This window comes from Pseudomonas sp. B14-6, assembly GCF_013260315.1.
GTDB lineage: Bacteria > Pseudomonadota > Gammaproteobacteria > Pseudomonadales > Pseudomonadaceae > Aquipseudomonas > Aquipseudomonas mandelii.
Map to the genome: position 1 here is coordinate 583,181 of NZ_CP053929.1, position 13,073 is coordinate 596,253.

General features: G+C 59.4%; 13 protein-coding genes and 1 pseudogene. 4 read left to right on the plus strand and 10 right to left on the minus strand.

Features of this window, described 5'->3' with window-relative positions; translation table 11 throughout:
* Window positions 1-57 precede the first annotated feature (57 nt).
* Window positions 58-405: a BON domain-containing protein gene (locus tag HP062_RS02705; protein ID WP_172790774.1), complete on the plus strand. Its 348-nt coding sequence runs from the start codon at window positions 58-60 to the stop codon at window positions 403-405.
* Window positions 406-557: 152 nt separating this feature from the next.
* Window positions 558-1,181: a DJ-1/PfpI family protein gene (locus tag HP062_RS02710; protein ID WP_010459555.1), complete on the plus strand. Its 624-nt coding sequence runs from the start codon at window positions 558-560 to the stop codon at window positions 1,179-1,181.
* Between the two features lie 96 nt (window positions 1,182-1,277).
* On the opposite strand, the gene HP062_RS02715 is transcribed toward HP062_RS02710, so the two are convergent.
* From HP062_RS02715 to cynS, 3 genes are all read right to left on the minus strand, one after another.
* On the minus strand, window positions 1,278-1,937 hold the full coding sequence (locus HP062_RS02715) for a carbonic anhydrase (protein WP_172790775.1): 660 nt from the start codon (window positions 1,935-1,937) through the stop codon (window positions 1,278-1,280).
* A gap of 34 nt (window positions 1,938-1,971) precedes the next feature.
* Complete coding sequence (locus tag HP062_RS02720) at window positions 1,972-2,208, minus strand: DUF2790 domain-containing protein (RefSeq protein WP_172790776.1); 237 nt, start codon at window positions 2,206-2,208, stop codon at window positions 1,972-1,974.
* An 85-nt stretch (window positions 2,209-2,293) separates the two neighbouring features.
* Complete coding sequence (gene cynS / locus HP062_RS02725; RefSeq protein WP_010459558.1) at window positions 2,294-2,761, minus strand: cyanase; 468 nt, start codon at window positions 2,759-2,761, stop codon at window positions 2,294-2,296.
* A 122-nt stretch (window positions 2,762-2,883) separates the two neighbouring features.
* Here cynS and cynR point away from each other — a divergent pair, with 122 nt between their 5' ends.
* Window positions 2,884-3,780, plus strand: coding sequence for a transcriptional regulator CynR (cynR, locus tag HP062_RS02730; RefSeq protein WP_172790777.1), 897 nt, complete (start codon window positions 2,884-2,886; stop codon window positions 3,778-3,780).
* Here the strand turns inward: cynR and HP062_RS02735 are convergent.
* From HP062_RS02735 to HP062_RS02755, 5 genes and pseudogenes are all read right to left on the minus strand, one after another.
* Window positions 3,766-4,068 (minus strand): hypothetical protein, encoded by a 303-nt coding sequence (locus tag HP062_RS02735; RefSeq protein WP_077750146.1) that lies wholly within the window; start codon window positions 4,066-4,068, stop codon window positions 3,766-3,768. The two genes, cynR and HP062_RS02735, sit on opposite strands and share 15 nt — an antisense overlap.
* Window positions 4,069-4,201: 133 nt before the next feature.
* The gene (locus HP062_RS02740) at window positions 4,202-4,531 is read right to left on the minus strand and encodes a hypothetical protein (RefSeq protein ID WP_042932832.1); all 330 of its coding nucleotides are present in this window, start codon (window positions 4,529-4,531) and stop codon (window positions 4,202-4,204) included.
* A 518-nt stretch (window positions 4,532-5,049) separates the two neighbouring features.
* A complete protein-coding gene (locus HP062_RS02745; protein ID WP_154504378.1) occupies window positions 5,050-5,553 on the minus strand; it encodes a GNAT family N-acetyltransferase in 504 nt (167 codons plus the stop codon).
* Window positions 5,554-5,603: 50 nt separating this feature from the next.
* Window positions 5,604-6,232: pseudogene (locus tag HP062_RS02750) on the minus strand (glutathione S-transferase family protein).
* A gap of 116 nt (window positions 6,233-6,348) precedes the next feature.
* The gene (locus HP062_RS02755; RefSeq protein WP_172790778.1) at window positions 6,349-8,298 is read right to left on the minus strand and encodes a DNA topoisomerase III; all 1,950 of its coding nucleotides are present in this window, start codon (window positions 8,296-8,298) and stop codon (window positions 6,349-6,351) included.
* A gap of 282 nt (window positions 8,299-8,580) precedes the next feature.
* On the opposite strand from HP062_RS02755, the gene HP062_RS02760 reads away from it, so the two are divergent.
* Window positions 8,581-8,949 carry a DUF427 domain-containing protein gene (locus HP062_RS02760; protein ID WP_077750150.1) on the plus strand — a complete coding sequence of 123 codons (369 nt, stop codon included), beginning with the start codon at window positions 8,581-8,583 and terminating at the stop codon, window positions 8,947-8,949.
* 238 nt (window positions 8,950-9,187) lie between these two features.
* On the opposite strand, the gene lldD is transcribed toward HP062_RS02760, so the two are convergent.
* Together lldD and HP062_RS02770 are read right to left on the minus strand one after the other, a co-directional pair.
* Window positions 9,188-10,330 (minus strand): FMN-dependent L-lactate dehydrogenase LldD, encoded by a 1,143-nt coding sequence (gene lldD / locus HP062_RS02765; protein WP_077750151.1) that lies wholly within the window; start codon window positions 10,328-10,330, stop codon window positions 9,188-9,190.
* 198 nt (window positions 10,331-10,528) lie between these two features.
* A complete protein-coding gene (locus HP062_RS02770) occupies window positions 10,529-12,151 on the minus strand; it encodes an MFS transporter (protein ID WP_077750152.1) in 1,623 nt (540 codons plus the stop codon).
* Window positions 12,152-13,073 lie beyond the last annotated feature (922 nt).

Genomic DNA, 13,073 nt, shown 5'->3' on the forward strand with positions numbered 1-13,073 from the left:
ACGATCGCACTATAATTAAGGTGTGTTTGCGTCTGTGTCTTGAGTGAGGGCTGCGTCATGAAACTTCATTCTTTTCGGCATTACTCCCACGATCTGGAAACGGTCGTGCACGACACATGGATCACCGGCCGGGTGAAGTCCGCCTTGGCTTTGGCCGAACCCAGCCTCGGCCTGCAGATCCATGTCAAAACCCTTGCGGGTACGGTGGCGTTGAGCGGTCGGGTCAACACCCATAAACAGTGTGAGCAGGCTGTTGCTCTGGCCCGTTCGGTGCCGGGCGTCGTCGAAATCGATGCCAGGGATTTGCGGACCCACGTGTTCACGCCAGGCAGTAATCCGGTTCCCCCCAACGCCGAAGAAACCGCCGAGCGTCGGCCACCATCGTCAGCAAAAGACGATCACTGATCAGGGCGACCTTGTGAGTGCAGCGCTCCCGTGAACCGGGAGCGCCTTGGTGTGGGCATTTCAGCTCGAACAACAATGGATTGCGTTTTTTGGGTGTTCTCTCGCTGGAAGCAAAGGCGGATGATTGGCCGTTCCCCAGAGAGGTGTACCCGATGAAACGTGTCCTCATGTTGTTGGCCAACGGTGTCGAGCCACTGGAAATGGCGGCGTTCACCGATGTGCTCGGTTGGGCCAATCTGCTTGGCGACCAACCCGTGGAATTGATCAACGCCGGCCTCCGACGGAATATCGTGACGACCTTCGGGTTATCGTTCAATCCGGCTCATTTATTGAGCGAGGTGGATCTCGACAGCTTCGACGCTTTGGCATTGCCCGGTGGTTTCGAACCCTCGGGCTTCTACGAAGAGGCCTTGAGTGAGCCGTTTCTGGCGGTCATCCGGCACTTTGTCGCGGCCGGTAAAACCGTCGCCAGTGTCTGCGTGTCGTCGGTGTGCCTGGGCGTTGCCGGGGTGCTGAAAGACAAAGATGCCACGACCTATCACCAGGTCGGTGGCAAGCGCAAAAACCAGCTGGTTGAAACCGGCGCCCGTTTCGTCGACTGGCCTGTGGTGGTGGATGGCCGCATCATCACGTCAAGCGGCCCCGGCACGGCAACGGAAGTCGCCTTCGTGCTGCTGGAACAACTGACCAGTGCTGCAAATGCGGCGGATATCCGGCAGAAAATGCGTTTTCCAACACCGTCTCGCCAGTGGTATGAAACGCCGCAAGTGCCTTGATCCGGCACGCCCTTCATTTGCCTCGTACATCCAGGGAACCGCTTTAGTCGAGCGCATTCGTCGCGCTCGACCTTCCAGGTTCTGCCACCCATCCCATCAAGCAGCTTCGACGGCTTTGCCATACACGGCGCACGTGGTCGGGTGTTCGGCCAGTGACACAAAGCGGCGACTGCCGGCCTCCAGGGCATCGATCGAACCGGTCTCGATGTCGTAGACCCAGCCATGCAGGTTCAACTGACCTTTTTCCTGGGCCAGGCGCACGCTCGGATGCGTCTGGATGTTGGCCAGTTGCGCGATGACGTTCTCCCGGACCATCGAACTCACCTTCGCCGCGTCATCGGCGTGAGGGCGGGATTCGTTGATGACCTTGGCGGATTCAGCGTGTTGCAACCAGCCACTGACGGCGGGCAGGTGATCCATGCATTTGCACTTGGCGATGGCGGTCATGGCGCCGCAATCCGAGTGGCCGCAGATGACAATGTCGGTCACGCCGAGCACTGCGACTGCATATTCGACCGTGGCCGAGACACCACCCGGGTGCGGGCTGTAGGAGGGCACGATATTGCCGGCGTTGCGGATCACAAACAGTTCTCCGGGTTCTTGCTGGGTCAGCAGTTCGGGGACCACGCGGCTGTCGGAACAGGTGATGAATAACGTGCCGGGATGCTGGGTGGTGGCCAGGTGTTTGAACAGGTCGGTGCGTTGCGGGAACGCTTCGTTCTGGAACTTCAAAAAACCTTCGATGAGCGCTTTCATGGTGACGTCCTCATAAGTGATGAACAGGGGCTACTCAGCTCGAGCAACCGGTTCCGAATTCGCTGAATTGCAGAATGTGAGTGGTGCCTTTGGAATCCTGGTACGTCATTTCCACCGGGACCACGCCGCAGACATCGGCGGTCGGGGTGATTGCCACGACGTGGGCGATGTCCAGGCTCATGCCGTATTGATAGGCAACGGCTGCGTCCTGGGCTTGAACCTGGGCCGATACGCCCGCGATCAAACAAAGAGCCAGCATCATTTTTTTCATGGGGCATCCTCCAGACGAGTGTGGTGGCTGACAAAGTGTGTGGGGTGTTGGGTCTGGCCCGCACCGGAGTGCGGACCGGTTCAACTTAGAAAGGACGCAGGGGCAGGAACTTGCCGTCGAGGGTGATGACTGCGCGGTGGCCGCCTTCCGGGTCTTCGACTTTCTTCATGTCCAGCTTGAAGTTGATCGCGCTGATGATGCCGTCGCCGAACTGTTCGTGAACCAGGGCTTTCAACGTGGTGCCGTAGATCTGGATCATCTCGTGGAAACGGTAGATGGTCGGGTCGGTTGGAACGCCTGAGAGGCTGCCGCGCAGCGGGATGATTTGCAGGCGGGCCACGGCGTCGGCGTCCAGGTCCAGTTTTTCGCCAACCACTTTGGCGGCTTTTTCTGGCAGCGGGTGTTGGCCGAGCAGGGCGGCGGTGACGTAGGCCAGGCTCAGGCCGGTGCCCTCGGCCATGTCTGCGAAGGACAGGTTTTTGCGCGCTTTGGCGTCGAGGATTTTGGCGGTCAGCTCGAGACTGGTGTCGTTGTAAGCGTGGGACTGTTGCATAGTGTTTCTCCTATCGGGGTTGTGTTGCTTGGGTGTGAAGCAATCTTCTGCCGATTGATCCATAGCGTCCAAGACCGATATACAATGCGTTGCATAAGTCCTGCCTATAGATGGTGAGCCCCATGCTGCTGCGACATCTGCGTTATTTGCTGGCGGTTGCCGACCACGGCGGCTTCACCCGCGCCGCCGAGGCGCTGCACGTTTCACAACCGACCCTGTCCCAGCAAATCCGCCAGCTTGAAGAAACCCTGGGCGTGAGCCTGTTCGACCGAACGTCGCGCAGGGTCAAGCCGACCGATGCGGGGCAGGCCTACATCGAGTGTGCACGTCGGGTATTGGTGGAACTGGAAGCCGGCAAACGGGCGCTGCATGATGTGAAGGACTTGTCGCGCGGCACCTTGCGCCTGGCGATGACGCCAACGTTCATGGCGTATCTGGTGGGGCCGTTGGTGCGCGATTACGTGGCGCGGTATCCGAACATCCATCTGCAGATTTTCGAGTTGTCGATGGACGACATCGAGGCGGGGCTGGTGGATGACTCGCTGGACATCGCCATCGCATTTACTCAGGTGAGAAACGCCGACATCGAATCGATCCCGGCATTTACCGAAACCCTGGGGGTGATGGTGGGACGGGATCACCCGCTATATGAACGGCGAGCCGCGTTGTCCGCTGAAGAGGTGGCGCAGTTGGATTTTGCGCTGCTGGCCCCGGACTTCGTCACCCGCACCCGCATCGATGACTATTTTGCGCAGGAGCAGATCACGCCGAAGGTGGTGATTGAGGTGAATTCGGTGAGCACCTTGCTGGAGGTGATTCGGCACACGGCTATCGCCACCATTCTTCCCGAACCGATTGCCACCCAGGACCGGGCACTGCGCAAAATTCCGTTGCTGGGGGACGCGCCTACACGCGGGGCGGCGCTGCTTCGACGCAAGAACAACTATCACAGCGCGGCGTCGGTGGCCTTTATGAATCTGGTGTTGGGCGCGGTGGCGACGGAGTCAGTCGTCCAGTGATTGGCAGATGCCATTGGGGGCTTTGCCCGTGGAGCTCACGGTCACCGAGTCGTCATCGGCGAGAATGATTAAGATCGTGACGCCCGAACCCTTGGCTTCAAAACTGCGCTCGTTGATGGCTTTGGTAACGGCATCTTTGTCATTGATTGTTACCGGACCCTCCTGATCTGCATGGACGGCAATATTGCCGGGGCAAATCACATCAAATGAAGGAAGGTTGGGGATGCTGTCTGCGTGGGCAACATTTGCCATTGTCAGTAACAGCAGGGTTGTCAGGGCATTTTTCATCGCAAGTCTCCATGGGCACAGCAGCGAATACGCTTAACGATAGCTGCATTTGCCGCGCACGAGACAAACAAAAAAAGCCCCGCTCGATATTACGAGCGGGGCCTTTTTTATAGAGGAGCAGCGGGGGGAGATATCAGTAGAACCGGTCAATCACCCGAACTTCGTTCTGGTTCTGCATCGAGGCCCACGCCTGTTTCAGCGTTTGCAGAACATTACCGATGAAGTCCTTGTCGGCTGCGGCTTTCTTGCCGACATAGCCTTGGCCGCGACGGTACATCTTCAGTCGGGCCAGCAGGTTCTGGTTGTTCTGGTCGAACTCCGCTTCATGGGCGTGTGGCGACAGGCAATCGATATGAACCTGGCCCGATTTGCTGATCCACAGAATGTGGCTGTCGTGGCTGTCTTTTTGCGCAGCGAAGATACGAGCCAGTTCATCGATAGTAGGTTGATTGTTCAGATTCATAATATGCCCCTTGACCATTTGGTGATCTTTCAAAGTTGATTCGCTAATACAGGTAGCCCATCGGTTAGTTGATCCCTGGCACCGAAACCAGGACGTCAGCGGTCAGCCGTCAATTCGACGGGGTCTCGCGTCTGTTGCATGTAGTCGTGTTGAATAACTGCTACGCAATAGCGTCACAACGAAGAGAAGCAGCGAAAACCTGGAGGCCACCGCCGACTTTTTAGGGTCGGCCACAAGCTTCATGAGGATTGATCGCCAGCGCTTCTCGTCCTTGTACTGGACGTTCGGGCCAGGTCAGCTTCTTCAATCTGCCTTGTGGGCAGCGTGTATCCGGGAAAAACAGCTCGGCGGTCAGACGAGCTTGCTCAAACATGTTGCTGTACTCCCGATCGGGGAGATGTCTGCATCATGCAAGGGCAAATCGGAGGCGTCAACCGTTATGTAGTGATTATTTTTAGTCACTACATATTGTCGGACAAAGCGCTTTGGAATTAAAAAGCAGCGACGCAACGCCCGGGTCAGGACGACGGCAGCAGATGTTGGAAGCGATAGAAGGTGCAGGGATAACCGTCTACCGACCGTTGATGCAGGGTGAATTCATCGCCTGCGAACTCGGGCATCACCTTGGCCCAGAAGCGCCGTGCAGGCACGTTCACGTCGATGTGGAAAATCTGCCATTGACCGGGGATCCGGCTCAAGAGGGTGGACACGACAAACTTCGCGACACCTTGGCCACGAAAGCGCCGACTGACAAACAAGTAGCCGATGTTGTGCTCGGCGCCGTCGATATGCGTGTCGTCGTCCACGGTCACGAAACCGGCGAGTTCACCGTCCACCTTGATCAGAAATGGCTGGGTCCCAGGCTTGCGCCAGTAATCTTGGTTGGATCGGATGTCGAAGAAACCGTGCTCGCCGAGTTTCAGCGGTAGAAACTCGCTGAAGTCATGCATGTAGAACTGCATCAGGTTTTCAATCGTTTCCAGTTCGTCGCGGTGTGCGGCATGCAGTTCTATCGAGGGCATGCTGGGTTTTCTCCAGATCGAAGGGCCGTCCGTGGCTCTTTCGGGATCACTCAGTGCGGAGCGAAGTCGTATGTCCCACCCGTCTTCAACGCCGCGGCGTAAGCAGGACGTGCCTGGAAGCGATCAACCCAGGCCGCTACATGAGGGTAGTTGCCCAGCTTGCCTTGGGCGCGGGCAATCTCGCCGATAAAGCTCATCTGGATATCGGCGGCGCTGAATTCGTCACCCAGCAAATAATCGGACTGGCTCAAGGCTGTGTCGAGGTAGCCAAGGTAGTTGGCCACTTCGGAGTTGATGCGCGGATGCAGTGGCGCACCGGCTTCACCCAGGCGCCCGACGTACAGGTTCAGCATCAGTGGCAGCATGGCCGAGCCTTCGGCGAAGTGCAGCCACTGGACGTATTCGTCATAGGCGGGGTAGACGGATCGGGTTGCAGGCGCCCCTGGCCATGACGACGGATCAGGTAATCGATGATCGCAGAGGACTCGATCAATTTCTGCGCGCCATCTTCGATGACCGGCGATTTGCCCAGGGCGTTGATCGCTTTCAATTCCGGCGGTGCCAGATTGGTTTTCGGGTCGCGCTGATAGCGTTTCAGCTCATAAGGAATGGCCAGTTCTTCCAGCAACCAGAGAATCCGCTGGGAGCGGGAGTTGTTGAGGTGGTGCACGATAATCATAAACAAGATTCCTGTAGCAGCTGTCGATTGAAACGAGGCTGCGATGCCGTTTCAGAAAATGGGGCCATCGCCGGGCTTGAAGAACACTAGACCATTACGGTCCGTTCGAAGTGCCCTCAAGCTTTACTGGCCGGTTTCGCCGCGCGTTTGGCGCCTGTCGACGGCTTGCGCTTGGCGGGCTTTCGTTTGTTTTTCCACGGAGTGGCGCCACGACCGGCCGGGCTCGCCGGCCCGCTGATGGTCAGGCTCAGGCCGGCGCAACGGGCGACCTGTTTGCTCATCCACGCGGCCTGTTTGGTGACGAATTCTTCCAGGCTCATCTCGCCGCTTTGCACCATGTCCAGCGCCTGTTCCCAGATGGCCGTGGTGCCGGGGTCGGCGATGGCGCGCGGCACCGCATCGATCAGGCTGAAGGCCGCCGGGGTCGCGGCCAGGGCCTTGCCGTTCTTGATCAGGTAACCACGGTCGAGCAGGCCCTGGATGATCGAGGCGCGTGTCGCCTCGGTGCCAATGCCGGTGGTGTCCTTGAGCTTCTGTTTGAGCAGCGGGTCTTCCACCAGTTTGGCGACGCTCTTCATCGCTTTGATCAGGTCGCCTTCGGTGAATGGCTTGGGCGGTTGCGTCCAGAGGTCCTTGAGCTTCACGTCGGCCACCGCGCAGTCACACCCTTCGGCCAATGCCGGGAGTGTTTGCGGTGCGGGTGCCTCGCGACCCTTGGCCGGGGCGAGCGCCTCGGGCAGGGCGCGTTTCCAGCCGGGCTCGACGATCTGCTTGCCGACGGCGCGCAAGGCTTCACCGGCGCAGTCGAAGTCGGCCTGGGTGCGGTCGTATTCATGGTTGGGCAGGAACTGCGCCAGATAGCGTGCGCGGATCAGGGTGTAGACCGCCCGTTGCTTGCCCACCAGTCGATCGAGATGCTTGGCCGCCGCCGTCGGGATGATGCCGTGGTGAGCCGTGACCTTGGCGTCGTTCCAGGCCCGTGAACGGCGCTGTGGCTCCAGGTGATCGTTCAAGGCGTTCAGGGACGGATCGGCCTGCCGGAGCGCGGCGAGAATGCCCGGGGCTTCATTGTGCTGGCTCAGCGGCAGGAAACCGCAATCGCTGCGCGGGTAGGTGATGACTTTGTGGGTTTCGTAGAGCGCCTGAGCGATGTCGAGGGTTTCCTGGGCGCCGAGCCCGAGCTTCTTCGAACAGACTTCCTGCAACGTGCCCAGGTCGAACGGCAACGGCGCGACTTCACGCATTCGCTCGGTGCGCAACTTGATCACCCGGGCACTCGCCGCGCTGCTGATGGCCGCAGCCGCTTGCTGGGCCAGCGGCTGATTCAGGCAACGATCCTGATCGTCACAGACGTCGGATGCCGCGCGCCACTGGGCGGTGAACGCCGTGCCGTCATGCAACAGCTGCACGTCGATGGCCCAATAGGCCACCGGTACGAAATCGGCAATGCTGCGGTCACGATCCACCACCAGCCGCAAGGTCGGTGTCTGCACCCGGCCCACCGGCAACACGCCCTGATAACCGGACTGACGGCCCAGTAACGTGAACAAGCGGCTCATGTTCATCCCGATCAACCAGTCGGCCCGGGAACGTCCCAGCGCCGAATGATAAAGGCTGAAAGTTTCGGCTCCCGGTTTGAGCGCCGCCAGCGCCTTGCGTATCGACGCATCGTCCAGCGCCGACAGCCACAGGCGCCGGATCGGCCCGCGATAGCGGCAATGCTCGACCAGTTCCCGGGCAATCATCTCGCCCTCACGGTCGGCGTCAGTGGCAATCACCAGCTCGTCAGCCTCGCCCAGCAGGCGTTTGACGGCCTTGTACTGGCTGGCGGTGCGCGGTTTGACCGTCATCTTCCATTTTTCCGGAATGATCGGCAGATCCGCCAGCACCCAACGCTTGTAGCGCGCGTCGTAGGCGTCCGGCGGCGCGGTTTCCAGCAGATGGCCGATGCACCAGGTCACCGTGACGTCCGTTCCCAGCCAGCAACCGTCGCCCCGACGCTTGGCGCCGAGCACTGCCGCGATGTCTTTGGCCTGGGAAGGTTTTTCACAGAGGTACAGCTGCATAACCACCATCGTTCATCAAGTGTGCAAGAGGCGCACAGAATGGCGGGTGATGAGCAAGGGATCAATCATTATCTGTATGGATGTACAGCAAAGCTGTTGCGTTTGTTTGCGCCAGTCAAAACGGCCCGTTCGGCTGCGGGGCCGTCGTGCTGACGAAATTTGGGTTATACCTGACATTCGCAGTCTCAGGTTTCGGGGCCGCTGCGCGACCCATCGCGGGCAAGCCGGATCACCGTACCGCACGCTCCCACAGGTCCATCACCTTCATGAGGCACGTATTCCATGAAAAGCACCGGTCCCAGTCCTGTCATCACCATCGCCATGCAGCCGGGCTGTCTGTTGGTGAAATTTCACGGTATTCAAGTGGCCGCTTCCTCGCGCGCACGGGTGCTGCTGGAGGCCAATTATCCTCCGGTGTACTACGTGCCCTGGGAGGACATCGACGAACAGTATTTCGCCCGCACCGACCACACGACCTATTGCCCGTACAAGGGCGACGCCACGTATTACAGCCTGCAAATCCCGGGGCATGAGGGCGCCAACGCGGTGTGGCGCTATGAAGACCCCAAAGTGTCGGTCGATCAGATTCGCGGGTATGTGGCGTTCTATCCCGATCAGGTTACGTTTGAGGTGCTCAAAGACGTTGAGTGAGGTTCGGCATTGACGGCAATGCTGCTCACTCACGCGCGATTTTTCAGGCCTACCTGCTTTAGTGGCTAGGGAGCTTGCTCCCGCTGGGCTGCGTAGCGGCCCCAAAAACAGGGCAACGCTACCGATTTTTGTGAGTGCTGCGCACTCAAGCGGGAGCAAGCTCCCTCGCCACAGGTTTTTAATTGGCTGAAGAGGTGATCAGGTGAGCAAATGCCCACACTGATGGGGCGTGTTCATTTCAGCGAACAGCCCCCACCAACGTCGATTCATCAATCTGCCCAATCGAAGTGACCCCGGTCAGGGTCATGGCCACGCGCATTTCCTTGGCGAAAATATCCAGCATGTTCTCCACCCCGCGTTGACCATCGGCCGCCAGCGCATAAGCCATGGATCGCCCCAGCAATACACCTTTGGCGCCCATGGCCAGCATCCGCACCACATCCAGCCCCGAGCGAATACCCGAGTCGACCAGCACCGTCAGGTCATTGCCCACCGCTTGCATGATCGGCGGCAATGCCTGGGCGGTAGAAAGGACGCCGTCGAGCTGCCGTCCCCCATGGTTCGACACCACGATGCCATCCGCGCCAAAGCTCACCGCGTCCCTGGCGTCCTGCGGGTCGAGGATGCCTTTGATGATCATCGGGCCTTTCCAGAAATCACGAATCCACTCCAGATCACTCCAGCTGATCGACGGGTCGAAGTTATTGGCCAGCCAGCCCATGTAGTCTTCAAGCGTGACGGCTTTGCCCAGGTACTTCGAGATGTTGCCCAGGTCGTGCGGGCGGCCCATGACCCCAACGTTGAACGCCCAGTCGGGGCGTGTCATGGCCTGAAGCATGCGTCGCGATGACGCAAAAGGCCCGGACATGCCCGAATGCGCATCCCGGTAGCGGGCCCCCGGGGTCGGCATGTCGACAGTAAACACCAGGTTTTTCACCCCGGCGGCCTTCGCTCGCTCCAGGGCGTTTTTCATGAAGCCCCGGTCTTTGAGCACGTACAGCTGAAACCAGATGGCTTGCTGGCTCTGCGCCACGACTTCCTCGATCGAACACACCGATACGGTTGAAAGACACAGCGGAATACCTTTTTTCTCCGCCGCTCTGACCGCCTGCACCTCACCCCGGCGGGCGAACATGCCCGTCAGGCCGACCGGCGCCAATATGACGGGCATTGATAGGGGCTGATCGAAGAGGGTGGTTTCCAGGCTCAGGGTTTCGACGTTTTTCAGAATCCGCTGACGCAGGCTGATGCCCGCCAGGTCGGCGCTGTTGGCCCGTAGCGTATGCTCGGCATACGCCCCGCCATCGATGTAATCGAACAGAAAACGCGGGAGTTTGCGACGTGCTGCCTCGCGGTAGTCGGATGCGGATGAAATGATCATGGGGCCTCGGTCTGGTGAGTGTCGGGGCTGTAGAGATCGTTGAGCTTAACCTGTGGCGAGGGAGCTTGCTCCCGCTGGGTGGCGAAGCCACCCCAATCCAGCCGACTCGATTGTTCTGACACACCGAGGCGGCTGGTTTGGGCCTGCTACGCAGGCCAGCGGGAGCAAGCTCCCTCGCCACAGGGGATTGTGGTGGACTCAGTTAGTGTCCAGATCCACGTTTTTGGTCTCACGCAGACAGATCATCCCCACCACCAGGCTCACCGCGGTAATCACCACCGGGTACCACAGCCCGTAGAAGATGTCCCCGGTATACACCACCAAGGCAAACGACACGGTCGGCAGGAAGCCGCCAAACCAGCCGTTACCAATGTGGTACGGCAGGGACATCGAGGTGTAGCGGATACGGGTCGGGAACAGTTCGACCATCAGCGCTGCCAACGGGCCGTAACACATGGCGGAAATGATGATCAGCACCACCATCAGTCCCACGATCATGGGCTTGTTGACCTGTTGCGTATCGGCTTGTGACGGATACCCCGCCAAGGTCACCGCACCGCGCAGGGCTGCTTCGTCGAAGCCATCCAGTTTCACGTCACCGACGCTGACCTGCACGTCGCTGCCGGCCGGTGCGGCTTCGCTCGTGTAGGGCAGGCCCTGCTTCACCAGGAAGGTTTTGACCTTGTCGCACGGGCTGTCAAATTTCGCCTTGCCCACCGGGTCGAACTGGAAGGTGCAGGTGGCCGGGTCGGCCAGTACGGTAATCGGTGCCTGACGGCTGGCCTGGTCGATGGCCGGGTTGGCGTAGTGGGCGATGGACTTGAAGATCGGGAAGTACAACGCAGTCGCCAGCAACAGACCAATCATCAGCACCGGTTTGCGCCCGACCTTGTCCGACAGCCAGCCAAAAAAGATGAAGAACGGCGCGCCGATGATCACGCTGACAATCAGCAGACTGTTGGCCAACGCCGGGTCCATCTTCAGGAACTGCGTGAGGAAAAACAGCACATAGAACTGTGCGGCGTAGAAGGTCACCGCTTGCCCGGCGTTGATGCTGAACAGGGCGATCAGTACGACTTTGAGGTTTTCCCATTTACCGAAGGAATCGCGCAGCGGCGACTTGCAGAGTTTGCCTTCCTCTTTCATTTTCACGAAGGCCGGCGACTCGTGCAGGCTCAAGCGAATCCAGGTCGAGATGCCCAACAGCACGATGGAAAACAGAAACGGAATGCGCCAGCCCCAGACTTCAAACTGGTCGCCGGTGAAATAACGGCAGCCAAGCACCACCAGCAGCGACAGCAACAGGCCGAGGGTGGCGGTGGACTGAATCCAGCTGGTGTGGAAACCGCGCTTGCCCATCGGCGCGTGTTCGGCGACGTAAGTGGCAGCGCCGCCGTACTCACCGCCCAGGGCCAGGCCCTGAAGCATGCGCAACACCACGAGGATGATTGGCGCGGCGATGCCGATGCTCGCATAAGTCGGCAGCAGCCCGACACAGAAGGTCGCCAGGCCCATGAGGACGATGGTCGCGAGGAACGTGTATTTACGCCCGATCATGTCCCCCAGCCGTCCGAACACCAACGCGCCGAAGGGCCGCACGATGAAACCGGCGGCGAAGGCCATCAGCGCAAAGATAAACGCCGTGGTGTCGTTGACCCCGGCGAAAAACTGCTTGCTGATCACCGCCGCGAGGGCGCCGTAGAGGAAAAAGTCGTACCACTCGAACACCGTCCCGAGTGACGACGCGAAGATGACTTTGCGGGTATCGGGGCTGGTGTCGACGCTGAGCGTGGCATCCAGGGGCTGAACATGTTCTGACATATCGGTATCCCTCACAGTGATTGTTTTTGTTGTTCCACTGTCGGCGCCAGCCTTGTGGGCGGGCGCCGCGTTTATCCATAAAGCCGGGTGTACGTCGATCTTTGTAGGCGCGAAGCTTGCTCGCGAAGGCGTCAGACCTGACACACCGCGTCATCGTTCTTCGCGGGCAAGCCTCGCTCCTACAGTGGGTTGCTCCATAAAGCCGGGTGTACGTCGATCTTCGTAGGAACGAAGCTTGCTCGCGAAGGCGTCAAACCTGACACACCACGTCATCGTTCTTCGCGGGCAAGCCTCGCTCCTACAGTGGGTTGCTCCATAAAGCCGGGTGTACGTCGATCTTTGTAGGAGCGAAGCTTGCTCGCGAAGGCGTCAGACCTGACACACCGCGTCATCGTTCTTCGCGGGCAAGCCTCGTTCCTACAGTGGGTTGCTCCATAAAGCCGGGTGTACGTCGATCTTTGTAGGAGCGAAGCTTGCTCGCGAAGGCGTCAGGCCTGACACATCGCGTCATCGTTCTTCGCGGGCAAGCCTCGTTCCTACAGTGGGTTGCTCCATAAAGCCGGGTGTACGTCGATCTTCGTAGGAGCGAAGCTTGCTCGCGAAGGCGTCAAACCTGACACACCGCGTCATCGTTCTTCGCGGGCAAGCCTCGCTCCTACAGTGGGTTGCTCCATAAAGCCGGGTGTACGTCGATCTTTGTAGGAGCGAAGCTTGCTCGCGAAGGCGTCAGGCCTGACACATCGCGTCATCGTTCTTCGCGGGCAAGCCTCGCTCCTACAGTGGGTTGCTCCATAAAGCCGGGTGTACGTCGATCTTTGTAGGAGCGAAGCTTGCTCGCGAAGGCGTCAGACCTGACACATCGCGTCATCGTTCTTCGCGGGCAAGCCTCGCTCCTACAGTGGGTTGCTCATAAAGCCGGGTG